A 25,784-nucleotide genomic window follows, 5' to 3' on the forward strand; every position below is an offset into this window, starting at 1 on the left:
GACGCCGGACCACCCGGCGTCGGCCCTTCACCCCTGGAGGGGACATGAGCACCGACACCCCGCACTACGCCTACATCCAGGCGTGCGCGTCCGCCCTCACCGCCGCCGGAATGCCGGTCGAGACCTGGTACGCCGACGAGGGCGACCTCCTCGACGCTGGCATCACACTGGATTCCGGGCGTTGCCTGGCGTGGTCCGAGGAACGCGCCTGGTACGCACTCACCTCGGACGGCGGCAACGTCATCGACTCGTTGGGAGCGTTCGCCCCGCCTCCCGCCGGTGTCGCCGCCTGGGCTGCCGCGATCCCGGCGAGGCCCAGGGTCATCGAGGCCCCCCGGTTCCGCAGCGCCGAGGACGAGGACGACGCCCTCCGCGCCGAAATCCTCGCCGACCTCGCCGAGTATCGAGGGGAGACCTCCGATGCCTGACCCCATCGCCCAGATCCGCGCGATCCTCGCCGAGCACGGCGTCGACCTGTCGAAGATCGTGATCGGCCGATCCGACATCGACGGCGAGGCGGTCGTCTACACCGGGCGCACCGAGACGGAGTCGATCGAGGCGAACTACCGACCGCTCGGCGACGTCCTGCGCGACCTCGTCGCCATCCACCAGGGAGAGCCGACCGATGACGAGTGACCCCGACACGTCTCCCTCCCCGGTACGCTTGCCCGAGCCGTGCTGGTGGGTTGACTACGGCGATGCCTGGGAGGACCCGCACTGCCTGACCCGCGCCGACGCCGTGCGGGTGATCAACCCCGGCCGGGGACACGGCATCGTCCGACAGGAGGCGCTGCCCTGTTGGCAGGTCACCTGCCACACCTGCGGCGAGCAGCAGCACGCCGCCGCCCTCGACGGCGAGTGCGGCTGGGAGTGCGGCGGCCCGCTCCTCGACCCCGGTGACGTCCCGCCGCCCCGCCACCCGGATCAGTCCGCGCTGTTCGAGGCGATGCCCACTGATGACCTCGGCATCCCCGGCGGCATGGTCGTCATGACGGAGGTGTGTGATGGCTGACTTCCCAATGCGCCCTCAGAATGTCGCCGTCCACCCTGTACCGGACGAGCAGCGTTCCCGCGCCCGCTTGGCCGTGGCCGCCGCCGCGACGGACGCGGCCGACTGCCGGGTGCTGCTGGACTGCCTCGGGCTGCTGCCCGACACCGCGGAGAGGCGGGCATCGTGAGCCGCCCGCCGATCCGCGTCACGATGACCGCGGTGGTCGACGTCCCCGAGGGGGACTATGCCCACACCGATGTGGACGACGTCGTGGCGGTGGCGGTGAACGTGTCCGCAGGTCGGGCGCATGACATCGTCCGCGCCGTCGAGACCCTGTCGGACGGATCACGCCGGATCACGGTCACCGCCCGTCTCGGGGAGTACCGGCCGCTCTGGGAGCCAGAGGAAACGACTGGGCCCGCCCCGGAGCCGGTCCCGCTCGCCCAGCTGTTCGGACCCGAGGAGTCGTCGTGACCGAGCAGACCACCAACCTCCTCCGGCGGGCCGCCGCCCGGCTGGACAGCCTGACCGACGTCCCGCCCACCCCCGCCCTGGGGGTCGCGTGGGTCCTCGGCCTCGCCCCGTCGGCCGCCGCCCCGCTCGCCGCACTCCTGCGGGCGGAGGCGGATCGTCTCGACGTCGAGGCCGCGCCGACACGACAGGCCTACCGGGAGTCCCTGCCGGGCACGGACCTGGCCCAGATCATCCTCGGGGAGGCGTCGTGATCGCCGACCGAACCGCCATGGCCGTGGCCCTCCTGTCGCTCGCTTCCCTCTGGGCTGGTGCCCCGTGGTGGGTGCAGACCGCATCGGCGGCGGTGTGCGTCGCCATTGCTGTCCCCGTTATCCGAGGAGACCTGCCGTGACGAACATCCCGACGATCGCCCCGAGCTGGCCGACCCCGATTCGCCGGGGACGAGGCCGCAAAGCCCGCGACCAGGCGATGGCGGAATCCGGCCGCTGGCTGGCCGCCCTGATCGCGGACAGCCGGGGGAAGCAGAAGGAGAAGGAGAAGCAGGGATGATCGACATCGTTGCGGCGATCGATGGCGCGCTGGCTGACGAGCGGGCCGCCGAGCTCCAGCTCGACCAATGCGCCACCTGCTCCCGCCGCCTGCGGGGCGACGCCTCCTACTACTGGTGCTCGGACACCTGCCAGGAGAGGTGGCACGCCGCCCGGTCGGAAGGCGAGGCCGAGGGTGGAGGGCTCGGCGGCGAGCTGCGGGACTGGCTGTCAGCCCGGCGGGCGGGCCGCCCGCCGGACCCCGATCCCATGCCCGACTACCGGCCCCGGTGGATGGGCGCGGCCGTCAACATGGCCTGGGTGGACGAGATGCCCATCTGGCAGGCACCCCGACGGATCGACTACCTCGTCACCGAACGGGGCGCCCACCGGCGTCGGTGGTCGGAGCCGCTCGCAGCAGCTCCGACCTCGTGGCGAATCGACGAGCTCCGCAGGTTCGTCGACCGCGCCGAGCTCACCCCCGTCGAGTTGGCAAGGACACGCGCCGCGATCCAACGGCTCACCCCAACCCCGGTGGACAACGGCTGGACAGCCGGGGATGAGATCGTCATCGCGCCGAACCCGGACGACCATGTCCTGGCCGAGACCTGGAACAGGTTGTACGACAGCCTGGTCTACCTAGCCGAATTCAACGGTCTTTCCCTGGTCAGGGTGACGAGCTACGAACAGCTCAGCGTGCCGCAAGGAACGCAGGTAAAGATGTCCGCGCTCCTAGGAACAGGACATAACCGTCCGTTCGGGTTCACCGGTGACACACGCCCTCGACACTGAGTTCATGACGAATGATCAGGAACTCGCCTACTACCGGTTGGCTCTCCTCAAGGCGTCCGACCGCCGGGACGACAAGGAACAGAGCAGGTTCAGACGGACCCACGGTGGAGTCATCCACCGGCTCCTCGATGAACATCGGCCCGACGGCGAACAGTGCGCCGCACCGGGCTGCGACACCGCCTGGCCCTGCGGAACCGTCCTAGGAGCACAGACCGACCTCGGCGGCATCCGCCCCTACGGAAGCTGACCCCCCTGCCGCCCCGGTGCTCCCACAGACCGGGGCGGCAGCGCAGGGGACACTGATACGCGACAACCCCGCCAAGGAGAGCGCCATGAACGGACAGGAATTCTTCGACAACCTCGAGCAGACCTTCCGCGACCACGATCGGCAGCGGCGTGCCGAGATCCGCAAAGCCCGCCGTGCCGCCGCACCCGCCGCCGAGGAGACGGACGCTGAGCAACCCGACCCGCGCAAGGACGTCCCGCCCGCCGACTAGATGTGGTGCCCTCGTGCCCGTGCCGCCCCCTCATCTGGTGGCGACACGGGCACATACACGAGCGCGCCTCGCGTGCAATCACCCGAACGGGCGCTACGCTGATCCGGTCGCCGCGCCTGGGAGGTCCACAGTGAACACCTGCTCTGCCTGCGAAGCCCCCACTGACATCGCCCTGTGCCCGCGCTGCGTCGCCCGCCTGACGCGCGCCCTCGGGCAGGTGCCGGAGCTGGACCGCGAGCTGGAGATCACCATCACCCGGCAGGCCGCGCAGAGGCCGGTCTCAGGTGGACGGTCAGCGGAGACGGTCGTGTCGTTCCACGAGGACGCCAGCGCGATCAAGCGGACGCTGCTCGCCGCCCTCGCCCGAGCGGTCCGAGCTGTCCACCAGCCCGACCCCGGCACGCATGTGTTCCTCCCCGCGGGCGTTCACCACACCCTCACCGGCCTCTCGACGTGGCTGTCCACCCGACCCCGCCCAACGTGGCTCGCGACCCACGAGGACGCTGCCGCCTTCGCCGAGGACATCCACGACGCCGTGTCCGCCGCGTGGCGAATCATCGACCGGGGCCCCGACCGGCGCTGGATCGGCCCCTGCGACACCGGGGACTGCCGCGCCGACGTCCGCGCCATCGAAGGACGGACAACCGCGACGTGCCGGGAGTGCGGAGCCGAACACGACGTCGAACAGCGTCTCGCTTGGATGGTCGAGTCAGTGCGCGGCCTCACCGGGGGAGCAGCGGAGATCACCGCCACCCTCCGCGCCGTCGGCGTCGACATCCCGGCGACGCGCATACGCACGTGGGCGTCCCGAAGGCGGCTCGCCGCCGTCTCGCCCGGCGTATACCGGGTCGCGGACGTGCTAGACCTCAATCGACCTGCGGAAATAGCCGCATAGTGTCCACTTGCGCCGAAGGGCTTGACACACTAGTCTGATTATGTTGCGCAATCGGTGTATCTACCCGATGCCACGCGAACCCCGCCGAGTGCGGGGTTTCGTCGTCTACAGCCCCGCCTTCCTTGCGCCCCGTGAGCACGCCACTGGCCTGCCGGGGATCTGGCCACCCTCTGGCGGGGATGGACGGCCGGTCCCGGTCTGGCGGCACGGGACCGGTCAACCCCCGCCGCCGCTGAGGAGCGAACGTGATTCCTGACGACCTTCCCCGCCGCTTCCGTCTGATCCGCGCGGTCGACGTCACCGGCCCGTCCGGCACCGGCCACGTCGCAGACGGCGTGCTCTGGCCCGACGACACCGCCACCGTCCACTGGCGCGGCGAGCGCGTCTCGAACGTCCACTGGACTGGCGGCCTGGCCGATGTCGAGGCCGTCCACGGACACGGCGGACTGACGACCGTCGAGTGGATCGACTGAGGAGCCTGCCGTGCGCTATCGGAAGATGATCGTCACCCACATCGACGGCACTGAGACCCGACACGGCGGCACCCACCATGACGTAACGGACGACGTGCTTCGGGTGTGGACGCGCTCGGATTACGGCGGCGAGCGGCAGAACATGACCTCATATCCGCTGGTCAACGTCAGATCGTTCCGCAACCGCGAGGACGGCGAGCCCGAATGTCACGCTGAGTAGATCAGACCACCGGGCTGGTACTCGCACTAGCAAATAATGCGATACAGGGAGTGACATCGGGGGGTTGGATGCGGATCGTGTGCTCGCACACCGAGGTCGAACTCGACGTCACCACCGCTGCTCCCGACGACACCGCCACCGCAATCTTCGAGTGGACGACCAGCCGGGACGGACGTCGCTACGCCACCGTCACGACCTGGTGCTGCGTCGCGCACACCGGTCGATCATGGGATCTGTTCTCGCTGGACTGTCCGCCGTGGTTGCAACGGCTCGCTGCTGAGCATCAGCCTGCGAGGTCAACCTCGTAGCCGAGCAGGACCAACGACGGCCCGGTCAGCACCTCCGTACGCAGCCGCGTGCAGTCCGCCGATTCTGCCTCGTGGCAGCCGATCTCCTCGTACTCCTCGTACGAGGCGAACAGGTTCGACGCAGCAGTCGTCATCGACGGCCACTCAGCCTGCGCCGCCATGTCCGTCACCGAACGCACGTCCTGCACCACCCCGGCCAGGTACCGGCCGCACCGCGGCTCCGTCCACCCCTCGTCGTAGCAGGCTTCTGCCCGAGCCGGGTTGTCGATGCCTTCCAGGTGCGGGCGCCAGTCCGACTCCACCGCCAGCAGCGTCCCCCCATCCGTGGGGTACGTCCGGGGTGCGGCATCCACCGTGGACACCGGGGACGACGGCAGGGGGGCGGGCTCGTCCGCCTCCGCCGTGCACGCGGCGAGCAGGAGCAGAGCAGGCAGGGCGAGCAGGCGGCGGCGGGACATCGGTACTCCGATCGGCAGGCGGGACTCACCCGAGGCATCGCACCCCGCACGCCTGCGGTTACCGAGGGAGCCCCGATGCGCCGAGCCCCAACCCCGTGCGTAGTACCCGGATGCCGGGGCCACGCGGTGCGCCTGTCCCGATGCCCCACCCACGCCCAGGCCCGTGACGCCCACCTGGCACGCACCACGCCAACCAAGGTGGCACGAACAACGGCAGTGAGAGTACGACGAACCAACGCCGTCCGAGCATGGCGCACCCAGCACGGGGACCACTGCCCAGGCTGGGGCACACCGCCACACGCAGCAGCCGACCTGACCGCCGACGACCCCGTGCCCATCGCACGCGGAGGCGATCCAATGCAGGCGTTGACCGTGCTGTGCAGGTCCTGCAACGGGCGCAAGGCCGCGCGCTGACCTGCAACAACAGGTCGGTCGATCGAATCGAGATCGAATCGAGTTGCATCACCGCAGGTCAGGGGGGTGGGGGGAACCCCTCCGCCCCGGCCAGCAGGAGCCCCGCCCCGTGCAAGGCGGACGCTCGCACCCGCAAAAACCAACCCCGGCCTTGATCGGCCCCTTCTTTCGGTTCGGCGCGATGCCGTCCGACCCTGATTCGGCGCGATGCCGAGGAGGACGCCATGCCCCAACCCAAGACCGGCCGCGCCGCTGGCCGACCCCGTAAACCCGTTGAGCGCGAACGCGCTGCGGGAAACCCCGGACACCGTCCGCTGCCTGCGTCCCCGATGCCCGGCCAAGGGATCGCGTCGGACGGGACGATCCCGGACGCTCCGGATTCCTTGGGGGAACAGGGTCGTGAGGTCTGGCGGCTTGTGTGGTCGGGCGCCCGGACGTGGATGGCTCCTGGTTCGGACCCGATTGTCGTTCGCCAGCTCTGCGAGGCATGGGACGAACGGCACGCGCTGCGCGAACACCTAGAAGCCGCGGGAACTGAAGGCCGCTGGTACACCACGGCGAACGGGCAGGTCGTCACGCATCCGTCCGTCACGCAGCTCCGCGCCCTCGATGCCCAGATCACGTCATGGCTGGCTGCGTGCGGGCTGACCCCGTCGGACCGTGCTCGCCTCGGGCTCGCCGAGGTGCGCGTGGCCGACCCGATGGACGATCTCGCGAAGCGCCGGGCCGACCGTGCCGCTGAGTCCGCCTGACCCCCAGTGGGCCCCGTCGATCTGGACGCCGTCTCGGTACAGCCGGTCTGGTGGCGATGATGTCGGAGACTTCGCCGAGACGTTGCTGACCGTTCCGAAGGGACCGAAGGCCCGGCAGCCGTTGGCGTTGACCCGCTGGCAGCAGTGGTTGTGCCGCTCGCTGCTGGAGCGCAAGGACGACGGACTGCTTCGCTACAGCGTCGCGATCGTCGGGCTCGCGAGGAAGAACGGCAAGTCGCTTCTTGGTTCGTCACTGGCCTTGGATCACCTGTTCTTCGGGCCGCCGGGCGCGGAGGTCTACAGCGCTGCCAAGGACCGGATGCAGGCCCGAATCGTGTTCGGCGAGGCCCGCAAGCAGGTCTTGGCGAGCGCACCGCTGAAACGCGTCGCGAAGGTCTACCGTGACGCCATCGAGGTCCCGGCGAAGGGCTCGGTGTACCGGGCGCTGTCCGCTGACGGTGGTGCCGCACAGGGGCTCAACCCGAGCTTGGTGATCGCCGACGAGGTGCACGTCTGGCCGTCCGGACCGAACAGCCGAGCTGGTGACGACCTCTGGGAGGCGCTCACCGAAGGTTCAGGTGCTCGCGAGGAGGCGCTGGTCGTGGCCATCACGACCGCGGGTTCCACTCTCGACTCCCTACTCGGTCGTCTGTACGAGTACGGCTCGAAGGTCGCGAGCGGCGAGGTCGACGACGAGACCTTCGGATTGTTCTGGTGGGCTGGGGCCGATGACGCACCGATCGACGACGAGCAGGCGTGGCGGGCCGCGAACCCGAACCTTGCTGAAGGGCTGCTGAGGCTCGACGACCTGAAGTCCTCGTCGAAGAGAACGGCTTGGCCAGCGTTCCGCCGGTACCGGATGAACCAATGGGTCAGCATGTCCGGCGAGGGTTTGGTGCCGCCGCAGCAGTGGCGCGAAGCAGCCCGACAGCAGCCGATTCCCTCGGGGAGTCGGGTCACGCTCGGCTTCGACGGATCCATCTCCGACGACGCGACCGCTCTCGTCGCCACCGACCTCGACACCGGCCTGCAACAGCTCCTCGCCATGTGGGAAGCGGACCGGTCCGATCCGGACTGGACGGTGCCGCGGGACGAGGTCGAGGCAGCCGTAATGCGCGCCTTCGAGTCGTACAACGTCGAGTTGATGTGGTGCGACCCCGCTTTCTGGGAAACCGAGGTCGAATCGTGGTCTGTCCAGTGGCCGGGCCGCGTCGAGCGGCTGCCGATGTCCAATGCCCGCATCGGCCCGATGGTTGCCCAGTGGTTGGCCGATCTTGCCGAGGGACGTCTGCTCCACGTCGAGAATCCGGGCCTGACCCGGCACGTCATGAACGCCATCGCGAAGGACACGCCGAGCGGAATCACGTTCCGCAAGGAGCGCCGCGACTCTCCCCGGAAGGTCGACGCCTACGCGGCGGCCGTCCTGTCCAACGGCGCACGTCACGACATCGTCGCGTGGGAAACCGCATCGTCCCGACACGAATCCAACCAGGTCATCGTCATGTGAGGAGGTCCGCGTGGCCCTCTGGGACCTCACCGACGAAGAGTGGTTCTCCCGACTGAATCAGAAGCGGTTGGAGCAGAAGTGGTCCGGCCGGAAGTGGTGGGAGTACTACGACAACGAACAGCCGCTCGCGTTCGTGGCCAGGATCTTGCAGGAGCAGGAGTACCGGTTCCCGCCGCTGATGATCGCGTGGCCCGAACTTGTTATCGACTCCCTCGAAGAGCGTCTGGACGTCGAGGGCTTTCGACTCGGTGACGATGACGAGGCCAGCGAGGCGCTGCACGACATCTGGCAATGGAACGACCTGGACGAAGAGTCTGAGGAAGCGCACCTCGCTGCGCTTGTCACGTCCACGTCGTACGTCATGGTCGGTCCAGCCGAACCGTATCCGAAGATCACCATCGAGTATGGCGACGAGGTTGCCGTTGAGGTCGATCCAGGTACGCGGCGCGTTGTTGCTGGGTTGAAGGTCTGGTCATCGGACGGGAAGATCGACAACCGGGGAACCCTCATGCTCCCTGGCCGGTTGATCGAGTTCGAGCTGGGGAAACCGGTTGGTTCGCAGTCTTCGCGCTGGTCCCCGGCGGCGGAGAGCCCGCAGGCCAGTCCGTTGGTCCCCTTGCTTCCGATGCTCAATCGAGCGCGAAAAAGCAAGGGCCGATCAGATCTCGTTGCAATGCGTCCGTTGGTTGACGCCGCAAACCAAACTGCGACCAATCTGCTGGCTGCCGTCGAGCACCATGCCCTTCCGAGGAAGTACGCCATCGGAGTCAGCAAGAAAGACTTCGTCGACGAGGAAGGTCGGCAACTTCCGACGTGGAAGGTCGGCACGGGAGCCGTGTGGGCAGTTCCCGGACGGCCAGCGCAGCGCGGCGAGACTCCTCCGCAGATCGAGTTGGGGCAGTTCCCGGCTTCTGATCTGCGGAACTTCATCGAGACGATCAAGCTCATGGCCCAGACTGCGGCCAGCCTTTACGGACTTCCGCAGAGCTACATGGGATTCGTTGCTGACAACCCCGCTTCCGCCGATTCGATCCGCGCCGCCGAGGCCCGGCTGATCAAGCGCGCCGAGCGACGACAAATCCGGTTCGGCGGAACGTGGGAACGGGCAATGCGAATCGCGTGGGAGATGCGCGGCGAAGGCCCGGCCGCAGCAACCCGGCTCGAAACGGTGTGGCGCGACCCTGCCACTCCGACTCGTGCGGCTCGGATCGACGCAGCCACGAAGGCGCTGCAATCCGGCCTCGCCGACGACGAACAGGCGCGGGAGGATGCGGGCTACACCGCCGAACAACGTCGTGCAATGCGCCGTCGAGCAGCGGAGAACCGAAACAGAATCTCCGATGACGTCCGCGCTTTGGATGTGACGGGGGTTCCGGATGCCGCTTCCATCCTCGGTGGCGCAGGTGGCCCAGTCCCACGCCAGCCAGCAGCAGGCGTACCAAGCTGACGCGCTGTCGCTGGTCCTGGAGGCGATGGACGGGTGGTCGGGCGACCCGGACGCATGGTTGGACCGGGTCCGCCTGATCGGCGACGAACTCCTTCGGCTCCAGGTCCTTGCTGCGGCACTGGCCGACGCTTACCTGTCCGACGTGCTCGACATGCAGGGCGCGGACCCGCGCTCGGATGGCGAAGTCGACCCGTCCGCGTTCGCCGACCTCACCGACGGCGGCGGATCGTGGCTTCGACTGCTCGTCTACGCCCCGACGTCGGTCGCTCGCATCGAGGACGGCATCGATCGTGCCCGATGGGTGGCGCAGTCGATCGCCCTGACCGGGATGCAGGACGTGGGACGGTCGGCGGTATCGGCGGCGATGTGGTCCCGACGTGCAGCAACGGGCTACGTGCGGATGCTCGTGCCGCCGAGCTGTGCGCGATGCGCAATCCTCGCTGGCCGCGTGTACCGGCGGGTGACGGCGTTCCGGCGGCACCCGAGGTGCGACTGCCGCCACGTTCCCCAGGCCGAAGACAGCGGAGACGACTGGTCGACGGACCCCGCGACCTACTTCCGGTCGCTGAGCGATGCCGAGCAGGACCGCATCTTCACCTCCGCAGGAGCGCAGGCGATCCGAGACGGCGCTGATATTTCGCAGGTCGTCAACGCGAGATCCGGCATCACCACGGTGACGGCGTACGGCCGGACCGTGCAAGCCACAACAACGGGCACGACAACGCGGGGCACTGCCGGTCAGCGCCTCGCCGAGGAAGCGGGCACCGACCGCGATGGTCGTAACCGCCGTGCCCGTACTCCCCGGCTGATGCCGGACGAGATCTACCAAGCCGCCGAGCTGGAGGGCTGGAGCCGAGACGAAGTTTTACGGCAGCTCTTTCGCTTCGGATACATCATCTGACCTGCCGCGATGGTCGGTCCAGATCCACTGTGGAGGACGGCGCGATGCCGGATACCGATGCACCTACGCCGGACGAGTCCGGCACCACCGAGGCCGCCGCGACGGCGGTCACGGAGTCCCTGGGAGACCCCGGAAAGGCGGCACTGTCCGCCGAACGGAAGCGGGCGAACGAGGCTGAGCGGAAGCTCAAGGAGTTCGAATCCCGCGTCCGCGAGTTCGAGGACCGCGACAAGTCCGATCTGGAGCGCGCCTCCGCCGAGCGGGAACGGCTCCAGGCGGAGCTGGCCACGGAGCGCGCGACGCGCCTGCGGCTGTCCGTCGCCGCCGAGCACGACATCCCGCGGGACTACCACCACCTGCTGACCGCGAGCTCCGAAGAGGAGCTGACGGCGCAGGCCAAGACCGTATCCGAGCTGGTCGCGCTCAAGGCCGCCCCGCAGTTCGCCGCGAATCCCGCGCAGGGCAAGAGGTCCGCAGAGTCCTCGACGCCGACACTGGAAGGCGGCGCCGCGGCCTACGCCGATCGGTTCGGAACCAACAAGTAAGGACGACCATGGATCTCAGCATCCGCGGCGAGTCGTTCGGGGTCGGTGACCAGTCGTGGCTGGGCTCCGAGCACGGGACGAGCATGACTCGCTCCATCACCCTCGACACCTCGGCGTTCGCCGCAGCCACTCACTTCCCGGAGGGGTTCTTCCTCTCCGGGCTTCCCCTTCAGCAGCTTCCCAGCGGCCTGTACGGGCCGTATGCGACGGACGGAACTCTAATCGGGTTCCTCTTCATGGCCGTCCCCGCCCCATCTCAGGGTCGCGACGTCGATGTGCAGGGCGCGATGTACGAGCACGGCCGTGTGATCGTGTCGAAGCTGCCCGTGGAGCTGCCCGAAGCCGCGCAAGAAGACCTGCACGGCCAGATCGTCTTCATGTGAGGAGGTGAACCATGGACCTGATCAAGGACTATATCGATCCGGTGACTCTCACCGGGTTCGCTCGTGAGGCCCTTCGCGACCTCCAGCAGAACCAATTCACCCTGTCCCGGTTCCTCAGTAACCGGACCATCGACGACATCGACTTCCGCGTCAACCGAGACCAGGCGGGACTCGCGAAGACGGCGAAGTACCGGGCCTACGACGCCGAGTCGCCCATCTCCGGTCGTCGGGGCATCCAGCGGATCATGGGCGAACTGCCCCCGATCTCCGAGAAGAGAATGCTCGGCGAGTACGAACGAATCAAGCTGCGCCGTCTCACCAGCAACGACCCGATCATCGCCTCGATCTACAACGACACCTACGAGCTGGTGCTGGCGATCTCGGCGCGAGTTGAGCTGGCTCGAGGTGAGGCACTAGCGACGGGCCGGATCGTCCTCGACGAGAACGGCGTCGTGTCCACGATCGACTTCGGACGCCGGGCCGACCATACGGTCGTGGCGGCGGTCCCGTGGTCGGACCCGGCGTCGACCCCACTGACGGATCTGTTGGCGTGGAAGGCGTCGTACCGGCAGCACAATGGCCGGCTGCCGGGCGTGATCCTCACGTCTGATCGCGTTGTGCAGTCCCTCATGCGTAATGAGGAGTTCCGGCAACTCGCTGCGACGGCGGTTGGTGGGACGCCAAACATCGTGTCGCAGGAGGCCATGCAGTCGACGCTCGTGGCGTACGGCCTGCCACGCATGGAGATCTACGAGGCTCAGGTCGAAGTCGACGGCACGGCGACGCAGGTGATCCCCGAGGACCTGGTAATCCTCCTGCCTGGCAACGACCGGCTGGGTACGACCCTATGGGGCACGACCGCCGAGGCCACCGAGCCATCGTTCGGTCTCGCCGAGGGCGGTCAGCCGGGCATTGTCGCAGGTAGTTACCGCAAGCCCGACCCGGTGTCACTGTGGACCAAGGCAGCGGCGATCGTCCTGCCGATCCTGCCGAACCCCGACCTGTCGTTCGTGGCGTCGGTGCTGAGCGACGACCCGGAGCCGGACCCTTCTCCCTGACGGTGACCCCGTCGAGCGCCTCGATCCCTCTGGGATAGGGGTGGGAGTCACCGAGAGGAGCAGGTCAGATGCCTGAACTCGCACGGACAGTGTGGGTGACCGATGAACGGGGTAGGCCTCATCGGTTCGGCCCGGGTTCGCCGCCACCGGAATGGGCGGCGGTGAAGATCCGAAATCCTCGGGCGTGGGCAACCGGCGGTAAGCCTGCCCCGCAGCAGACAGCGCCGCCCGTGCCTTCTGCTGCCAGCCCGCCTCCCCGATCGGGCGCTGGCTCCGGCGGTGCAGCGTGGCGGGCTTTCGCCGCGCAGCACGGTGTCGACGGCGCCGGGCTCAGTCGTGACGAGCTGATGGCCGAGCTGGTCGAGCGCGGAGTCATCAAGGAGGCGTGATGGACGAGCCGTTCGCCACGGTCGAAGAGTTCCGGGCGCGGTACAGCTCGGGGCTCTCTGACGAGCGGATCGCCGCGCTCCTGGATGACGCATCCGAGCTGATCCGGGCGCGGCGTCCGAGAATCGACGAGTGGATCGCGTCCGACCGTGTCCGGGCGGGCGCGGTTCGCGCAGTCGTGATTCAGATGGTGGCGCGTGCGGCGACGGCGGCGGAGACCCGGCTCGGGCTCCAATCGGAGACCGTCCCGGAGCACTCGTACGCGCTGACCACGGCTGCCGCGAACGGTCTGTACATCATGACGGCGGAACTCGCCGATATCACTCCGCAAGAGGACGCCGAGCGGGCGTTCTCCATCATTCCGGGGTGAGGCGATGTTCCCGACGTTCATGAGGATTCCGCTGATCGTCGAGACCCCGACTCGGATCACGGACCCGCTGACCGGGGACGCCGTTGACGGTCCGCCGACGATCGAGATGACCGACCGGGGCTACATCGAGGCAGCCCCCGTAGCTCAGGTGGGCTGGCAAACGGAGATGCTGGCCACCCAGCAGACGGTGCAGTCACTCTCGACCGTGATGGTCCCGCCCGAGGTTGCGATCACGGCGGGTTCCACGGTGATCGACCCGCGCGACGGTTCGCGGCACAAGGTCGTCGGCAAGCCCGCGATCCGGCGGAACCTCGCAGGCGAGCACAACTTCACTTCCTGCGCCGTCCGCTGGATCTCCGACATGCAGGGGGTGACGTGATGCCCGGACGCATGAGGATCACGGTGTATCCGGAGCAGTCTCGACGGGAGGCGTATCGCAGCTCGACGCCACCTCGACGGACGATCGCCGAGGCCGTCGTGGCCGGTGGACGATCGGACGCTCCTGTGCTGACCGGCGAGTACCGGGATGGCATGGGCGTTCGACAGGAGGGCGATCGGGTGTTCGCGGAGGACACCGACGACGAGGCGATCTACAAGGAGTACGGGACCAGCGACACCCCGGCGCACGCTTCGCTGACGGACTCCGCCCGCAGGTTCGGTCGGTACACGGGTTGGACGCCGAGGTGACGCTGCCGTGGATTCCGGGCGCGATCCGAGCCCTGCTGCTCGCTGACCCCGTGTTCGTCGAGGCGTGCCCCGGCGGGGTGACTCCTCGGGCTCCTTCGGACGTGACCCGGCCGTACGCGACGGTACAGGCGGCGGGCAACTACCAGATGGACCAGTCATCGACGGTGTTCCGTCCGCTGATCCAGATCGACGGTTGGTGCGGCGGGACGTCAGCATCCCCGCAGCCGCTCGCGTGGCGGGTGGCTGCGGAGGCGGCTCGGGTGCTGAGTACGGCGCGGAACGCGGCATGGGGGGACCTTCACTTCACGGCGCGGATCACCGACGGGCCGATGGAGCTGTCCCCGGACGTGTCCCGTGGGCCGTCGCTGCCCGTGTATCGGGCCGTTATCCGGGCCGAGCTGACGGTTCACGTCCGAATCTCCCCGGTATAACCACCCTCGACGACTTTCGTCACATGACGAAACTCTAACTCCGGCCTGCCTGCTTCGCGGGCGCCTTGCCAGGCAGGCCGGACCCCAATGACTTCGCACCACCGCAAGGCGCCCGAACCACCTCCATGCAAGGCGCCCGCCTGCCCGCGTTCGCGGGGAAGCAGGAGGAGACCATGTCTCAGTACGCGGACCCAGCGCTTACGCGGGTCTGGCTCGACGGCGACGCATTCCGGGCGCCCGCTGGAACCGCACTTCCTGACGACATCTTCGCCGAGGCATTGGACGGTTGGGATGCCTTCGGCGGCATCAAGGCTGGCTTCGAGGTCGAACGCACCACCGAGGTCACCCGGCACACGATCTGGAACTCGCGCGGCACCTACCGCCAGACCAGGGGTAACGAGGAACCGGTGATCCGACTCCGGCCGGTGGACTTCAGTATCGCCACGGCCATGACGCTGCTCACGGGTGGAACCACCGAGGAAGGCGCTGGCGGATTCGAGTGGGTTGAGGGCGACGACGAGCGCTTCGCCCTGATTCTGCGCGTGGTCGACGGTGACACCGCGAAGGCGTACTACGTCGAGAACGGTGAGCTGGCGAACAGGCCCACCGAGGCACTGAACGCCGATGACGTACAGGGATGGGACCTGGAGATCACTCCACTCGTGCCGGACGGCGGTGGACGGGCGATCCGTGTGTTCACGACCGAGGACCCGCTGGCGTCGGTTCCCCCGGTCCCTTCTCCCTGACGGTGGCGCCCTCAGCAGTCGTGCTTCCGCTCGGCTAGGCGTCACCGAAACCCCCACGAGAGAGGCGATAAATGGCAACGCAGCAGCTTGCCGCGACGCTCAACATGAGCGACGGCAGCACCCAGACCGTTACTTCGACCGCGACGTGGACGTCGTCCGATGACGAGGTGGCCACCGTGTCGACCGGCGGACTCGTGACCGCCGTCGCCGAGGGCGCGGCCACGATCACGGCTGCGCACTCCGGCCAGTCCGGGACGTGCGCGGTGACCGTCCCCGCTGCGGAAGCGGAGTCCCTGTCCGTGACCCCACCAACCGCCACGGTCGAGCTGGGCTGACGAGGAGTAGATGATGCAAGGCGCCCCGAACGAAGTCCTCGACTTGGACGAGTGGTTCTCGAAGCGGAAGTTGAACGACCGGCGGCTGAAGATCGGTGGCCGGTCGTTCCGTTTCCGTGCCGTGTATTCGGCTGACGAGGTCATCGAGGTCGACCAGATTATGAGGAAGGGCGACCTGCTTGGGTTGCTCACGTACTCGCTTCTCGATCGTGACCGTGCCGAGGATCTGCACGCGGCCTACCGAGAACCAGCTGAGCTTGAGACCAACCGACAATTCAAGAACGCCGTGGTCGAGCACCTGTTGAAGGGAATCGACCTGGGGGAATCCGAGGCGTCCTCGCCTGGGTCGTCGGCCCCGGCTGGGACGCCTGCCTCGCAGGATTCCGCCGACACTACGGACTCGACCTCCGGGACTGCCTGACCGCGCTGCCCGCACAGGATCTCGTGGCGCTCGTGCGGCAGCTCCCCGCTCCGTGGTCCCACCACGAGGAGAACACCGCCCGGCTGTACGAGGCGATGCATCACTGGCTGGACACGGACTGGGTGCGGTCGACGACCGACCCGGAAGACCCCGAGGTTCGCCGGGAGCGCGCCGAGGCTCGACGGTCCGGGGTGCGTCCGCCGAAACACCCGATCATCCCGCCCATCGGCCTACGCCCGGCGGACATCGCCGAGTCGCACTGGTCTCAGTACAAGCAGGCCGTCGAAAAGCACACCGCGCCCGCCATCGAGCGGACCCGCGAATCCCTGGCCCCCGATGAGTGGGCACGTCGTCTCGGGATCGAGATCGAGCACGTCTGATCGGAGGTCGAACGATGGCCGGTGGTCAGATCGAGATCGAGGTCGTGCCCGATCTCCGTCGTTTCCCGCAGGACCTCAGGTCTGGCCTGGAGCGCACCCGATCTGCCGCTGGTGCTGTCGCGCGTGGCATCGGTGTGGCGATCACTGCTGGAGTCGTCGGCGCAGGGGTCGCGTTTCGGTCGATCATCTCGCTCGGCAATGAGCTGACCTCGAATCTGAACACTCTCCAGGCCGTCAGCCAGGCGACCGGCGAGCAGATGGAGTCCGTCCGCGCCCGAGCCGAGGAACTGGGGTCTGACCTCACCCTCCCGGCGACGAGCGCGGCGGACGCGGCTGCGGCCATGCTCGAACTCGCCCGTGGTGGACTCACCGTCGAAGAGGCAATGGAGGCCGCGCGGGGCACGATCCAGCTCGCTGCGGCGGCGCAGGTAGACGCAGCCACGGCCGCCGAGATCCAAGCAGCGGCCCTCAGTCAGTTCCAGCTCGACGCAAGCGAGGCGTCGAGGGTCGCGGACGTGCTTGCCAACTCGGCGAACGCGAGCGCCGGAAGCATCACCGACATGGCGTACGCACTGCGGTACGTCGGCCCCGTCGCACAGTCCCTCGGCATCTCCATCGAGGACACGGCGGCGGCGATCGCGCAGCTGTCCAACGCCGGATTCTCCGGTGAAACCGCTGGTACAGCCCTTCGTGGAATCCTCGTCTCGCTCGCCGCGCCGAGCAACGAAGCTGCGGGCGCCATCGAGACGTTGGGGCTCACGGCGTTCGACGCAGAAGGTCGCTTCGTCGGATTCCAGGAGGTCATCGGCCAGCTCGCCGATGCGCAAGCGAGGCTCACTGACGAGCAGTTCGCGGGCGCGGCTGCGACCGCCTTCGGCCGCGAACCGCTAGCTGCCGTCAACGCTCTGGCGACGGAGGGCGCCGCGTCCTTTGATGCCATGGCGGAGGCCGTCGGCCGCCAGGGCGGCGCTGCCGAAGTCGCCGCAGCTCAGATGCTCGGTCTGCCTGGCGCTATGGAGCAGTTCGCATCGCAGGCGGAGAGCGCGGGCCTGCGGATCTATGACGCGATCGACGAGCCGCTGGAGGCGCTCGTCCGGTCGGCGGCCCAGCGGATGGAGCCCCTCGGGGAGTCCATCGCCGAAGGCATCGAGACCGGCCTGTTGGTTGCCGAGACGTTCGGCCCCCAGCTCGCCGACGCACTGTCGGAGCGGGGCGACGCAGTCGAGGACGCGCTCGATCGGCTCCTCGGGCCGATCGCTGATCAGATCGGGCCCCTGCTCAACGAGGCGCTCAACATTGGCATCACCGCCTGGGATGGGTTTACCGAGGTCGCAGGCGCGGCCGTTGACGAGCTGGAGCCCCTGGCACAGGCGACCGGTGAACTCGTCGGTGCGCTCACCGAGAGCGGTGCGCCGCTGACGGCGTTCGGTGCGGGACTCGGTCTCGCCGCCGACGCGGCGACGGTGACCGTGACGGCCCTCGGGCCGATCGTGGACATCGCCGCATCGCTCGTCGCGGGGTTCGCGGCGCTCCCCGGTCCGGTGCAGAGCGCGGTCGCGGCGATGCTGCTGCTGCGTCTCGTCCGACCGCAGGTGGACGGACTCGCGTCGTCGGTTCGTGATCGCTTGTCCACGGCGTACACCCGCCTCCAGGAGGAGATGCGCCTCCAGCAGTCCCTCGCCGCAATGGAGCGAGCGAGCCTTCGGGACAGCGCAACCGGTTTCGCCAGCGTCCGCGATCAGATTGACGCGACGACGGGCGTGGCACGGGTGCACAACCAGGTTCAGCGCGAGTCTTACGACTCGATCGGTGCGATCGGTTCGCAGGTTCCGGCGATCGGCCGGATGGCAACGGCGTACACGGCGGCCCGCGATGGAGCAGCCGTCTGGCTCGGTCGTCAGCAGCAGCTCGTGGCGGAGTCAGATCGACTCACCGGGTCGCTCCGTCAGGGCCTGACCCCGGCGGTGCAGGCCGTCGGTTCGCAGGCTGCGGGCGTCGCCGCAGGCGGGCTGTCCCTGCTCCGAACCGGCGTCGGCGGACTCGTGTCCGCGCTCGGCGGGCCGTGGGGTCTGGCGATCGGCGCGGCGGCGATCGGTCTCGGGATGCTGGCGGACAGCCAGCGGCAGGCCGCGCAGGCTGCGGAGGAGCACCGGGCGAGGATCGAGACACTGGCGTCCACCCTGGACCAACAAACCGGCGCGGTCACCCGCGCCACTCGGGAGATGCTGGCCGCCGAGGTAGCGGAAACCGGTCTCGATGACGCGGCTCGGTCCCTCGGGTTGTCCAGCAGCATGGTCACCGAGGCCATGCTCGGCAACGAGGCCGCTATTGCTCGGGTGAACTCGGCGATCCGGTCTCAGGCGGACGCGACGTCCGAAGCCGATGAGCGCTACGGCAGCTGGGTGCGTGGCGTCGAGCAGTACGGCGGAACCTGGGAGCAGCTACGCGAGGCCGCTCTCGGCAACGTCGATGCCTACGACCAGATCATGAGCTTGGTCAACGGGCCCGTCAACACCTCTGCCATGCAGGGACTCATCGACAACGTCCGCAGCGGCATCGGACCGGCGCACGAGCTGGCCGCCGCTCTTGGGTCGACTCGTTCCGAGCTGGACCAGGCGGCCGATCGAGTGCGGGAGTCCGCCACCGCGATGGGCGAGAACACCTCGTCGTCGCGGGAGCTGGAGTCCGCGATCGAGGCGCTCGGCTCTGCGGCGTCCACGTCGGAGCAGCGTATCGACGCGCTCGGCACGGCGCTGGATGCGCTGTCCGGCGGGCAGCGGGACTTCGATGAGAGCCTCGCTGATCTCGAGGCGGCTCTCGGCAACGTCGGGACGGCATCGAGATCGCTCGGGGAGTCGCTGGAGGAGAGCGGTGGCGCACTGCTCAACCAGGCGGGTCGCCTCGACGTCACCACCGAGGCCGGACGGCGGTTTCAGGACTCGGTGTTCCGGTCGCGGGATGCCCTGCTGACACACACGACCGTGGCATACGAGGACATCGCGGCACGGGAAGGGCAGGCGGCAGCCGCTGAGTATCTGACGGGGCAAGTCGACCGGACGAGGGAAACCCTGATCGGGGAGATGGTCCAGCTCGGCGCCACCCGAGACCAGGCAGAGCAGTACATCGACACGCTCAGCCTGACGCCCGAGATGGTGCTCACGGCGATCGAGCAGCCGGGGATGCTGGACTCGCTGGCACGGACGTCTGACCTTCGGCAGCGCCTCGCCGACCTCCCGGAGGGCGAGTTCGTTCGCATCGACGTGCCGACCGAGCAGCAGCGGAACGACCTGATCGACCTCGGCTACCGGGTGCGGACGCTCCCGGACGGTTCAATCGAGGTGTTCGCGAACACCGGCCCGGCCGACGGCAGCATCGCTGATCTGATCCGAAGGAACGACGGCCGGACGATCACGCTCACCGTAGCGACCGTCGGTATCGGCCCCGGTGGCGTGCCGACGTACTCGTACCCGTCCGGACCAGGTCGAACGCAGGCACGCGGCGGCATCCTCGGAACATACGGCGCCCCGATGTCCAGCTCGGTCGCCGAGATCGTCCCGCCGAACACCTGGCGCATCGTGGGCGATCGGATGCACGGAGACGAGTCTTTCATCCCGATCAACTCCTCGGCGCGGTCCGCCGCGATCCTCGCCGAGACCGCCTCTCGGATGGGCTATCAGATCCTCCGCCGCTACGCGACCGGCGGAATCGCCAGCACGGGCGGAGCGTCCCGCCTGCCGGACCCGGTTCCAGCGGGTCCGTCGCAACTCGTGGGGTCCCTCTACCTCGACTCCGGCGAGTTCCTCGGCGTCGTGCGCGGCGAGATCCAGTCATCGAATCGAGCGACCGGCAGCGCCATCGCGCGCCGAAGGAGGGTGTGAACGATGGCCTACGAGAACAGGCTGACCAGGGATTTCACCATCGGGACGATCCTCACCCCGGTGGCGCTGTCCGATACTACGATCACGAGCGATGCGTTCGCGGCCCTGGGGAGCGCCTACAACGCCTCGACGTACATCCCGCTCACCCTCCATCTGCCTGCCGAAGGCCGCGCCGAGGTGGTCTGGGTGACCGGCCACGAGGCGGGATCATCGGCGGTCACGGTGATCCGGGGCAGGGAGGAGACGTCGGCGCAGGCGTGGCCTGCCGGGACGGAGGTCCTGTGCGCGCCGCTGCGCCGTGACCTCATCGTCGGCGTGCCGGACCGGGCGTCGTTGCCAGCTGACCCGCACACCGGGATGCGTGCGCTGTCCGGGGTGGATGGGAAGGTCTTCGAACGGGTTGGGCCAGCCTGGGTGACTCCAACGAACTTCGCCAGCCCGAACCATGAGATCGGCCCCCGGCGGGGCGGGGCTGTCCCGCCGGACACGTCGATCCAGCAGATCCGCAGCGGCCAGGTCGCGGGGACGACCAACGCCAGCGGCGACTTCGTAGTGACGTACCGGGTCCCATTCCGAACGAACACCAACGTAGCCGTGTGTACGAACTCCAACCTCGCCGCCTTCTCGGGCCACTTCGTCGCCCACGCCGAGAGTGCGACCGGGTTCACGGTGCGGGCTATCGCCGCGCCCGGTTCCGCTGCGCCGAACCAGGCGTTCGGCATTGGATATATCGCGACCGGGTGGTGAGGTCGGGTGACTGCACCGCTCGGTACAGGCGCGTACGGGCACGGCGACGTCTCCGGTCGAATGCCGCCGATCGACCACACGAAGCCGCCGCCGCTGCCGGGCGGGACGAGGCGGTGGACGTACGACAGGGTGATCGGACCGGCCCCACTCGGCCTGCGGACACTCGGCGGGCTGCGCTTGCCGGACCCGTATCCGGGTGGCGGTGTGCTGGCCGCGCCCATCTCCGATGCGGGCGTGATGCGGGTGTGGGCGTGGTGGCCATGGGCTGAGACCGTGCAGATCCTGCGGATCGGGGCGGACGGTTCCCGTACCCCAGTTCGCGGTGCGTACCCGGCTACACCGGGGACGACCCGGCTCAACGCTGCCGGTAACCCTACGGCCGCCATTTCCCTCGCTGGGTTCGCGCCGGTTGACGACACCGCCCTGGAACGGGTCGCGGTCGACGATGTCGGACTGCCCGGCGTGACCACCGCCGTGCGCATGACCCCCTCGCCGAGCAGCACCCTTGGCGATGCGGTCGTGATCACACCCGGCTGGATGGAGGGACCGTGGAACGTGTCGTTTCATCTGCGGCTCAGCCAGTGGCCAGCTGACCCGGCGTTCGGCGTGCAGGTCCGAGCCCGCTGGCACAACGCGGCGGGCACGCTCGTCGCAACGAGGGTCGACCGCCTGCCGTCCGACGAGGTGGCGCGCAGCGTCGGCCAGTGGGCGCGGCAGGAGTTCCAACCGCCACAGTCCCCGACCGGCGTGCGGGCGACGATCGACATCGAGATCCTCGGCATCCCCGGCGGATACGCGGATGTGACGGCCATCCTGATCGAGGAGGCACCCGGAGGCGGGTTCTTCGACGGCTCCACGCTGGGCGGACAGTGGCTCGGCGTCGACCACCTGTCCCCGTCCATCCTGGCTGACGTGGTCGTCATCGACGACGGCGAGGCGCCGCTGGACGAGCTGGTCAGGTACGAGGTGTACTCGCCGACCAGCGTCTACGGCGGTCGGATGCGCTCCGAGTCCGTGTTGCTGCCGTCCGAGGGCCGGTCGTGGCTGACGCACCCGGACTTCCCGTCTCGTCCGATCGCGGTGCTGCCGTCGGCGGCCCCGGTTGTCGAGCGCGGGGCACGGCAGGCCGCGTGGGATGTGATCGGCCGCAGACTGCCGGTGGTGGTGTCGGACGGGCGAAGGCGCGGCATGGCCGGGTCGATCGCTGTCCCGTGTTTCGACCGCGCCACCTACGACGCGCTGCTGTCCATGCTGGACGACCTGTCCCCGGTGCTCTGGCGGACGCCGCACGGCTACCGGCCGGGCACCTACCTGTGGATCAGCCTCGGGGACCTCACCGAGGACCCGCGCGGCCACATCGTCCAGCACATTTACCGGATGCTGTCGGCCCCGTGGGCGCAGGTCGACGCACCTGCGGTTGTCGCCTGAGGAGGTTCGCGTGTGGCCTCTGCCGACGCGCATGGCTCAACGACTCGCGCACTCGCACCAGGTGACGGTTCGCGCCACCGTGTCCTCGCCCGAGTACGGCATCCTGTCCGACCTTCCGGTATCCGGCGGCGACGTCGTGGCAGACGCGGGATCGCAGGTGCGGCGGACGGCCCGCGTCGAACTGGCTGACCCATCACTGTGGCCGGACCACCCTAGAGCCGTCCTCTCGCCCCTCGGATCGGAGATGCTCGTCGAGTACGGCGTGCACGTGGGGGGCGGGGACATCGAGTGGGTTCCGCTGATCACCGGCGTGCTGTCCTCCGGTCACCGTCGCAGGCCGCAGACGTCCGGACCTGTCCGCATCGAGCTGGTCGACCGGTCCGACCTCGTCGCACAGGACCGGTTCGAGTCTCCAACGCAGACCCTCTCCGGGGTCACGGCGGTCTCGGAAATCACGAGGCTGATCCGGCAGACACTGCCGCAGGCTGAGGTGATCGACCTATCCGGGTCGACGGTGACGGTGCCGCGAATCGAGATCGAGCGGGAGCGGTGGGCCGACGGCATCGAAGCGGTTGCCAAGTCCGCGTCCCTCGACGTGTGCGCCGACCAGCTTGGGCGCTTCACAATCCGCCGCGTGCCGCAGGTGTCGGACCCGGCGGCATGGACGATCACCGAAGGCGAAGGGGGGACTCTCGTCGAGGCGGAGGAAGAGCTGACCCGCGACCGCGTCTACAACCGCGTGATCGCGACCGGCGAACGCACGGACGGGTCGACGCCGGTGGTCGGCACGGCGACGGACACTGACCCGGCGTCGCCGACCCGGTACAACGGCCCGCTCGGCAGGAAGCCGCGCTTCTACAGCTCTCCTCTGCTCGCCTCGACCGCGCAGGCCCAAGCCGCAGCCGCCTCAATCCTCGAGACCGCACGAGGTGTCGCCGCGCAGGTCACGCTGCGCGCCATCACTAATCCCGGCCTGGAGCCGGGCGACGTTGTACGACTCGCCGGAGGAAGAACCCCGCAGGTGCACATCCTCGATCGCGTCGTCACGCCGCTGGGAGTCGGGCTTCAGCAGCTCGCCACCCGCTCGCTCGACCTGCCCATGGAGGGCTCATGACCGACCCTGCCGATGCCATTGAACAGCGGTTTGCCGACGCCACATCGGGTCTCGTGCGAACCGGGGTGGTCACCGGAACCTCGGGCACCCAGCTCGTCGTCACGGTCGCAGGGACAGCAATGACTCTGCCACGGCTTGTTACCTACACGCCCACCGTCGGGCACGTCGTCATCATCCTGGCCGCACCGGGGGCGTGGCTGGTCCTCGGCAGAGTTGCCTGAACCGGAAGGAACGTCATGACCGAACCTGTGGACCCACCGTTAGATCCCCCCGTGGACCCTCCCGACGAGACCGAGCCGATGCCGCCAGCCGACCTCGTGCAGGACCCGGCGTGGCGGCAGCGCGTTGGTGTCGCGATCATCCGCGCCGCTCGTCATGTCGCGGTCATCGCCAACCCGCACGCCGATTACATGCAGCGCGACCTGTCGAAACAAATCCTTCAGCATCCCGATTCGTGGATCACGCCGATGGGGTGGGCGCTGGCCGTCGGCGACGTCGGTGGGGCCGGTGCGGTGACCGCTGAGTCCACCGATGAGGAGCTGTATGACGCGGCGCTGGCGGTGTGGGACCCGATGTGTAGCGCGACGACGTCGCTGATCCCGCGAACCTGATCTGATCAACAGCAGTGCTCGGGGGAGGCTGCCCAACAGCACGGAGCACACACATGCCTGACTGGCTCTCCGATCTCACCATCGCTCAGGCCGCCGGGTGGCTGGCCGCCGTAAGCGTGGTCGTCACCGTCCTCGCGCGGGCAGTCCGCTGGGCGGGCCCGCGATTACGACGTCTCGGTCACCTGATCGACGACCTCAGCGGCGAACCCGCAAGACCGGGGCACCCCGCACGGCCTGGTCTGATGCAGCGGGTCGGCACCCTCGAGGACCGCCTGGGGGTAGTGGAGGAGCGGACGCGGGAGTTGAAGCACAACGGCGGCTCGAGCATCAAGGATGCCGTGCATCGCGTCGATGCCGCTCTCTCTGATCGGGAGGAGTGACCGTGCAGATCATTAGCCGCGCCTCGTGGGGCGCCCGCTTCCCGGACGGTTTTCGGGCTGCACCGATCCCTGCCCGCGAGGTGTGGCTGCATCACAGCGTCACCTCGGGGTCCGGCGCCGCAGCGGTGCGGACGCTGGAGGCCGTCGGCCAGTCCCGGTTCGCGGGCGGCATCAGCTACACCTTCGTCGTGGACTCGGCAGGCCGGATCTACGAGGGCCACTCCGTGGGCCGTCAGGGGGCGCACACCGGGGGCCGCAACGACATCTCAAGAGCGATCTGCCTGATCGGCAACTACGAGACCCAGCAGATGACCGACCAGCAGATCCGCGCCGTCGCCTGGCTGCTCCGCCACGGCGCGGCCCATGGCTGGTGGCGGGCCAACCAGCTGAACGGCGGGCACCGGGACGCGCCCGGCGCCTCCACCGCCTGTCCCGGACGCCACGCGCAGGCACGCATCGGCGAGATCAACCGGCTCGCCGCATCAGACGACGACCTGGAGGACGACGACATGACTCCCGACGAGCGCACCGCCCTGTTCGAGATCCGCGACACCCTGCGCCAGGGCCTGTCCAACTCGCACCCGCCCGGCGACATCTGGCTGGCACTCACCGAACTGCGGAAGACGAGCAGCGCGGTGCTCGCAGCGCTCACCCCTGGGAAGGCGAACCAGAAGCTCCCCGGAGAGATGTACCTGGAGGTTCATCGCCTGCGCACCGAGGTCGCCGCGCTCACTGCGACGGTGGCGGCGCTCGCTGCTTCTGGTCCGGTCGATGCGGACGAGCTGATCGAGCGGATCAAGGACGCAATCGAGTCGGTGGAGATCCGACTGACCACAGAAGGAGCAGCATGACGCACGCACCCCCGGCCGCGCCTGTAGAGGCGAAGGTGAAGTCGGCGACCATCGCGGCGACGCTGACCGGCCTCGTCCTCGGCCTGATCACCACGTACCTCGGCGGGCCCGCGCCCGAGGCCATCGTGACTGCCGTGACCGCCCTCGTTGGCGGCGGCGTGTCCGGCCTGGTCACGTTCGCGGCGGGCTGGACGGCGCGGCACACGCCACGGGTGCTGTCGGTCGAGGACGTCGAGCCGGTGGAGTAGCCTGGCCGCATCGTCCCCACCCCGGTGGGGGTGGCCCCACTTGACACTTCGCGTCGGGCCAGTACAGCGACTCTCCCCGCTGGCGCGGGGGTCGACATGCGAACGCCCCGCATCACCGTCTGGTGGTG

At 68.7% G+C, this 25,784-nt stretch carries 39 protein-coding genes; 38 read left to right on the top strand and 1 reads right to left on the bottom strand.

Annotated elements, in window-relative coordinates; all coding sequences use genetic code 11:
* The first annotated feature begins 44 nt into the window (after window positions 1-44).
* From UA75_RS31185 to UA75_RS31235, 14 genes are all read left to right on the top strand, one after another.
* Window positions 45-428 (top strand): DUF6292 family protein, encoded by a 384-nt coding sequence (locus tag UA75_RS31185; RefSeq protein ID WP_075740715.1) that lies wholly within the window; start codon window positions 45-47, stop codon window positions 426-428.
* Window positions 421-636 (top strand): hypothetical protein, encoded by a 216-nt coding sequence (locus UA75_RS31190; protein WP_075740716.1) that lies wholly within the window; start codon window positions 421-423, stop codon window positions 634-636. Before UA75_RS31185 ends, UA75_RS31190 begins: the two co-directional genes overlap by 8 nt.
* Window positions 626-1,012 carry a hypothetical protein gene (locus UA75_RS31195; RefSeq protein WP_157434182.1) on the top strand — a complete coding sequence of 129 codons (387 nt, stop codon included), beginning with the start codon at window positions 626-628 and terminating at the stop codon, window positions 1,010-1,012. Before UA75_RS31190 ends, UA75_RS31195 begins: the two co-directional genes overlap by 11 nt.
* Window positions 1,005-1,178 carry a hypothetical protein gene (locus tag UA75_RS34215; protein ID WP_198044296.1) on the top strand — a complete coding sequence of 58 codons (174 nt, stop codon included), beginning with the start codon at window positions 1,005-1,007 and terminating at the stop codon, window positions 1,176-1,178. The genes UA75_RS31195 and UA75_RS34215 overlap by 8 nt, the downstream gene beginning before the upstream one ends.
* Window positions 1,175-1,465, top strand: coding sequence for a hypothetical protein (locus tag UA75_RS31200; RefSeq protein WP_075740718.1), 291 nt, complete (start codon window positions 1,175-1,177; stop codon window positions 1,463-1,465). Before UA75_RS34215 ends, UA75_RS31200 begins: the two co-directional genes overlap by 4 nt.
* Window positions 1,462-1,716, top strand: a complete 255-nt coding sequence (locus tag UA75_RS31205) for a hypothetical protein (RefSeq protein WP_075740719.1) — start codon at window positions 1,462-1,464, stop codon at window positions 1,714-1,716. Before UA75_RS31200 ends, UA75_RS31205 begins: the two co-directional genes overlap by 4 nt.
* A gap of 136 nt (window positions 1,717-1,852) precedes the next feature.
* On the top strand, window positions 1,853-2,014 hold the full coding sequence (locus UA75_RS33635) for a hypothetical protein (RefSeq protein WP_157434183.1): 162 nt from the start codon (window positions 1,853-1,855) through the stop codon (window positions 2,012-2,014).
* Entirely contained in the window at window positions 2,011-2,784 is a 774-nt protein-coding gene (locus UA75_RS31210; protein ID WP_075740720.1) for a hypothetical protein, read from the top strand. Before UA75_RS33635 ends, UA75_RS31210 begins: the two co-directional genes overlap by 4 nt.
* Window positions 2,785-2,788: 4 nt before the next feature.
* A complete protein-coding gene (locus UA75_RS31215) occupies window positions 2,789-3,031 on the top strand; it encodes a hypothetical protein (RefSeq protein WP_075740721.1) in 243 nt (80 codons plus the stop codon).
* A gap of 85 nt (window positions 3,032-3,116) precedes the next feature.
* Window positions 3,117-3,281 carry a hypothetical protein gene (locus UA75_RS33640; RefSeq protein ID WP_157434184.1) on the top strand — a complete coding sequence of 55 codons (165 nt, stop codon included), beginning with the start codon at window positions 3,117-3,119 and terminating at the stop codon, window positions 3,279-3,281.
* Between the two features lie 130 nt (window positions 3,282-3,411).
* Complete coding sequence (locus UA75_RS31220; protein ID WP_075740722.1) at window positions 3,412-4,176, top strand: hypothetical protein; 765 nt, start codon at window positions 3,412-3,414, stop codon at window positions 4,174-4,176.
* Between the two features lie 245 nt (window positions 4,177-4,421).
* Window positions 4,422-4,649: a hypothetical protein gene (locus UA75_RS31225; RefSeq protein ID WP_198044263.1), complete on the top strand. Its 228-nt coding sequence runs from the start codon at window positions 4,422-4,424 to the stop codon at window positions 4,647-4,649.
* Between the two features lie 10 nt (window positions 4,650-4,659).
* A complete protein-coding gene (locus UA75_RS31230) occupies window positions 4,660-4,869 on the top strand; it encodes a hypothetical protein (protein ID WP_075740723.1) in 210 nt (69 codons plus the stop codon).
* A 50-nt stretch (window positions 4,870-4,919) separates the two neighbouring features.
* Complete coding sequence (locus UA75_RS31235) at window positions 4,920-5,177, top strand: hypothetical protein (protein ID WP_157434185.1); 258 nt, start codon at window positions 4,920-4,922, stop codon at window positions 5,175-5,177.
* Here UA75_RS31235 and UA75_RS31240 read toward each other — a convergent pair.
* The gene (locus UA75_RS31240; RefSeq protein ID WP_075740725.1) at window positions 5,153-5,635 is read right to left on the bottom strand and encodes a hypothetical protein; all 483 of its coding nucleotides are present in this window, start codon (window positions 5,633-5,635) and stop codon (window positions 5,153-5,155) included. The genes UA75_RS31235 and UA75_RS31240 overlap by 25 nt on opposite strands.
* Before the next feature lie 743 nt (window positions 5,636-6,378).
* Here UA75_RS31240 and UA75_RS31250 point away from each other — a divergent pair.
* The 24 genes from UA75_RS31250 (at window position 6,379) to UA75_RS31365 (ending at window position 25,656) form a co-directional block, all read left to right on the top strand.
* Window positions 6,379-6,801, top strand: coding sequence for a phage terminase small subunit P27 family (locus tag UA75_RS31250; RefSeq protein ID WP_075740727.1), 423 nt, complete (start codon window positions 6,379-6,381; stop codon window positions 6,799-6,801).
* A gap of 82 nt (window positions 6,802-6,883) precedes the next feature.
* Complete coding sequence (locus UA75_RS31255; RefSeq protein WP_075740728.1) at window positions 6,884-8,308, top strand: terminase large subunit domain-containing protein; 1,425 nt, start codon at window positions 6,884-6,886, stop codon at window positions 8,306-8,308.
* Between the two features lie 10 nt (window positions 8,309-8,318).
* Window positions 8,319-9,755: a phage portal protein gene (locus UA75_RS31260; RefSeq protein WP_075740729.1), complete on the top strand. Its 1,437-nt coding sequence runs from the start codon at window positions 8,319-8,321 to the stop codon at window positions 9,753-9,755.
* Entirely contained in the window at window positions 9,712-10,656 is a 945-nt protein-coding gene (locus UA75_RS31265) for a hypothetical protein (protein ID WP_157434186.1), read from the top strand. The genes UA75_RS31260 and UA75_RS31265 overlap by 44 nt, the downstream gene beginning before the upstream one ends.
* 44 nt (window positions 10,657-10,700) lie before the next feature.
* The gene (locus UA75_RS31270) at window positions 10,701-11,201 is read left to right on the top strand and encodes a hypothetical protein (protein WP_157434187.1); all 501 of its coding nucleotides are present in this window, start codon (window positions 10,701-10,703) and stop codon (window positions 11,199-11,201) included.
* Between the two features lie 8 nt (window positions 11,202-11,209).
* Entirely contained in the window at window positions 11,210-11,584 is a 375-nt protein-coding gene (locus UA75_RS31275; protein WP_075740732.1) for a hypothetical protein, read from the top strand.
* Window positions 11,585-11,595: 11 nt separating this feature from the next.
* On the top strand, window positions 11,596-12,642 hold the full coding sequence (locus tag UA75_RS31280; RefSeq protein ID WP_075740733.1) for a major capsid protein: 1,047 nt from the start codon (window positions 11,596-11,598) through the stop codon (window positions 12,640-12,642).
* Window positions 12,643-13,030: 388 nt separating this feature from the next.
* A complete protein-coding gene (locus UA75_RS31285) occupies window positions 13,031-13,399 on the top strand; it encodes a Gp19/Gp15/Gp42 family protein (protein ID WP_075740734.1) in 369 nt (122 codons plus the stop codon).
* A gap of 4 nt (window positions 13,400-13,403) precedes the next feature.
* On the top strand, window positions 13,404-13,778 hold the full coding sequence (locus UA75_RS31290; RefSeq protein WP_075740735.1) for a hypothetical protein: 375 nt from the start codon (window positions 13,404-13,406) through the stop codon (window positions 13,776-13,778).
* Entirely contained in the window at window positions 13,778-14,086 is a 309-nt protein-coding gene (locus UA75_RS31295; protein ID WP_075740736.1) for a hypothetical protein, read from the top strand. The genes UA75_RS31290 and UA75_RS31295 overlap by 1 nt, the downstream gene beginning before the upstream one ends.
* Complete coding sequence (locus tag UA75_RS31300) at window positions 14,071-14,517, top strand: hypothetical protein (protein ID WP_075740737.1); 447 nt, start codon at window positions 14,071-14,073, stop codon at window positions 14,515-14,517. Before UA75_RS31295 ends, UA75_RS31300 begins: the two co-directional genes overlap by 16 nt.
* 173 nt (window positions 14,518-14,690) lie before the next feature.
* Window positions 14,691-15,263: a hypothetical protein gene (locus UA75_RS31305; protein ID WP_075743818.1), complete on the top strand. Its 573-nt coding sequence runs from the start codon at window positions 14,691-14,693 to the stop codon at window positions 15,261-15,263.
* A gap of 71 nt (window positions 15,264-15,334) precedes the next feature.
* Entirely contained in the window at window positions 15,335-15,598 is a 264-nt protein-coding gene (locus tag UA75_RS31310; RefSeq protein WP_075740738.1) for an Ig-like domain-containing protein, read from the top strand.
* 10 nt (window positions 15,599-15,608) lie between these two features.
* Window positions 15,609-16,019 carry a hypothetical protein gene (locus UA75_RS31315; protein WP_075740739.1) on the top strand — a complete coding sequence of 137 codons (411 nt, stop codon included), beginning with the start codon at window positions 15,609-15,611 and terminating at the stop codon, window positions 16,017-16,019.
* 23 nt (window positions 16,020-16,042) lie between these two features.
* A complete protein-coding gene (locus UA75_RS31320; RefSeq protein WP_075740740.1) occupies window positions 16,043-16,399 on the top strand; it encodes a hypothetical protein in 357 nt (118 codons plus the stop codon).
* 14 nt (window positions 16,400-16,413) lie between these two features.
* Window positions 16,414-20,277: a phage tail tape measure protein gene (locus tag UA75_RS31325; protein WP_075740741.1), complete on the top strand. Its 3,864-nt coding sequence runs from the start codon at window positions 16,414-16,416 to the stop codon at window positions 20,275-20,277.
* Window positions 20,278-20,280: 3 nt separating this feature from the next.
* Window positions 20,281-21,024, top strand: a complete 744-nt coding sequence (locus UA75_RS31330) for a hypothetical protein (RefSeq protein WP_075740742.1) — start codon at window positions 20,281-20,283, stop codon at window positions 21,022-21,024.
* A 6-nt stretch (window positions 21,025-21,030) separates the two neighbouring features.
* The gene (locus tag UA75_RS31335; protein WP_157434188.1) at window positions 21,031-22,452 is read left to right on the top strand and encodes a hypothetical protein; all 1,422 of its coding nucleotides are present in this window, start codon (window positions 21,031-21,033) and stop codon (window positions 22,450-22,452) included.
* Between the two features lie 31 nt (window positions 22,453-22,483).
* Window positions 22,484-23,566 carry a DUF5047 domain-containing protein gene (locus UA75_RS31340; protein WP_157434189.1) on the top strand — a complete coding sequence of 361 codons (1,083 nt, stop codon included), beginning with the start codon at window positions 22,484-22,486 and terminating at the stop codon, window positions 23,564-23,566.
* Window positions 23,563-23,787, top strand: coding sequence for a hypothetical protein (locus UA75_RS31345; protein ID WP_075740745.1), 225 nt, complete (start codon window positions 23,563-23,565; stop codon window positions 23,785-23,787). Before UA75_RS31340 ends, UA75_RS31345 begins: the two co-directional genes overlap by 4 nt.
* A 78-nt stretch (window positions 23,788-23,865) precedes the next feature.
* Entirely contained in the window at window positions 23,866-24,177 is a 312-nt protein-coding gene (locus UA75_RS31350; RefSeq protein WP_157434190.1) for a hypothetical protein, read from the top strand.
* 53 nt (window positions 24,178-24,230) lie between these two features.
* A complete protein-coding gene (locus tag UA75_RS31355; protein ID WP_075740747.1) occupies window positions 24,231-24,557 on the top strand; it encodes a hypothetical protein in 327 nt (108 codons plus the stop codon).
* A 2-nt stretch (window positions 24,558-24,559) separates the two neighbouring features.
* Entirely contained in the window at window positions 24,560-25,408 is an 849-nt protein-coding gene (locus UA75_RS31360) for a peptidoglycan recognition family protein (protein ID WP_083691017.1), read from the top strand.
* Window positions 25,405-25,656 (top strand): holin, encoded by a 252-nt coding sequence (locus tag UA75_RS31365; RefSeq protein WP_157434191.1) that lies wholly within the window; start codon window positions 25,405-25,407, stop codon window positions 25,654-25,656. Before UA75_RS31360 ends, UA75_RS31365 begins: the two co-directional genes overlap by 4 nt.
* Window positions 25,657-25,784: the final 128 nt, after the last annotated feature.

The organism is Actinoalloteichus sp. GBA129-24, from assembly GCF_001941645.1.
Classification (GTDB): Bacteria; Actinomycetota; Actinomycetes; order Mycobacteriales; family Pseudonocardiaceae; genus Actinoalloteichus_A; species Actinoalloteichus_A fjordicus.

Bases quoted from the DNA above. Each gene is read 5' to 3' on its own strand.
- UA75_RS31185 (WP_075740715.1), top strand. From the start codon at position 45: ATGAGCACCGACACCCCGCACTACGCCTACATCCAGGCGTGCGCGTCC.
- UA75_RS31190 (WP_075740716.1), top strand. From the start codon at position 421: ATGCCTGACCCCATCGCCCAGATCCGCGCGATCCTCGCCGAGCACGGC.
- UA75_RS31195 (WP_157434182.1), top strand. From the start codon at position 626: ATGACGAGTGACCCCGACACGTCTCCCTCCCCGGTACGCTTGCCCGAG.
- UA75_RS34215 (WP_198044296.1), top strand. From the start codon at position 1,005: ATGGCTGACTTCCCAATGCGCCCTCAGAATGTCGCCGTCCACCCTGTA.
- UA75_RS31210 (WP_075740720.1), top strand. From the start codon at position 2,011: ATGATCGACATCGTTGCGGCGATCGATGGCGCGCTGGCTGACGAGCGG.
- UA75_RS31215 (WP_075740721.1), top strand. From the start codon at position 2,789: ATGACGAATGATCAGGAACTCGCCTACTACCGGTTGGCTCTCCTCAAG.
- UA75_RS33640 (WP_157434184.1), top strand. From the start codon at position 3,117: ATGAACGGACAGGAATTCTTCGACAACCTCGAGCAGACCTTCCGCGAC.
- UA75_RS31240 (WP_075740725.1), bottom strand. From the start codon at position 5,635: ATGTCCCGCCGCCGCCTGCTCGCCCTGCCTGCTCTGCTCCTGCTCGCC.
- UA75_RS31250 (WP_075740727.1), top strand. From the start codon at position 6,379: ATGCCCGGCCAAGGGATCGCGTCGGACGGGACGATCCCGGACGCTCCG.
- UA75_RS31270 (WP_157434187.1), top strand. From the start codon at position 10,701: ATGCCGGATACCGATGCACCTACGCCGGACGAGTCCGGCACCACCGAG.
- UA75_RS31275 (WP_075740732.1), top strand. From the start codon at position 11,210: ATGGATCTCAGCATCCGCGGCGAGTCGTTCGGGGTCGGTGACCAGTCG.
- UA75_RS31280 (WP_075740733.1), top strand. From the start codon at position 11,596: ATGGACCTGATCAAGGACTATATCGATCCGGTGACTCTCACCGGGTTC.
- UA75_RS31285 (WP_075740734.1), top strand. From the start codon at position 13,031: ATGGACGAGCCGTTCGCCACGGTCGAAGAGTTCCGGGCGCGGTACAGC.
- UA75_RS31290 (WP_075740735.1), top strand. From the start codon at position 13,404: ATGTTCCCGACGTTCATGAGGATTCCGCTGATCGTCGAGACCCCGACT.
- UA75_RS31295 (WP_075740736.1), top strand. From the start codon at position 13,778: ATGCCCGGACGCATGAGGATCACGGTGTATCCGGAGCAGTCTCGACGG.
- UA75_RS31305 (WP_075743818.1), top strand. From the start codon at position 14,691: ATGTCTCAGTACGCGGACCCAGCGCTTACGCGGGTCTGGCTCGACGGC.
- UA75_RS31310 (WP_075740738.1), top strand. From the start codon at position 15,335: ATGGCAACGCAGCAGCTTGCCGCGACGCTCAACATGAGCGACGGCAGC.
- UA75_RS31315 (WP_075740739.1), top strand. From the start codon at position 15,609: ATGATGCAAGGCGCCCCGAACGAAGTCCTCGACTTGGACGAGTGGTTC.
- UA75_RS31325 (WP_075740741.1), top strand. From the start codon at position 16,414: ATGGCCGGTGGTCAGATCGAGATCGAGGTCGTGCCCGATCTCCGTCGT.
- UA75_RS31330 (WP_075740742.1), top strand. From the start codon at position 20,281: ATGGCCTACGAGAACAGGCTGACCAGGGATTTCACCATCGGGACGATC.
- UA75_RS31340 (WP_157434189.1), top strand. From the start codon at position 22,484: ATGGCTCAACGACTCGCGCACTCGCACCAGGTGACGGTTCGCGCCACC.
- UA75_RS31345 (WP_075740745.1), top strand. From the start codon at position 23,563: ATGACCGACCCTGCCGATGCCATTGAACAGCGGTTTGCCGACGCCACA.
- UA75_RS31350 (WP_157434190.1), top strand. From the start codon at position 23,866: ATGCCGCCAGCCGACCTCGTGCAGGACCCGGCGTGGCGGCAGCGCGTT.
- UA75_RS31355 (WP_075740747.1), top strand. From the start codon at position 24,231: ATGCCTGACTGGCTCTCCGATCTCACCATCGCTCAGGCCGCCGGGTGG.
- UA75_RS31365 (WP_157434191.1), top strand. From the start codon at position 25,405: ATGACGCACGCACCCCCGGCCGCGCCTGTAGAGGCGAAGGTGAAGTCG.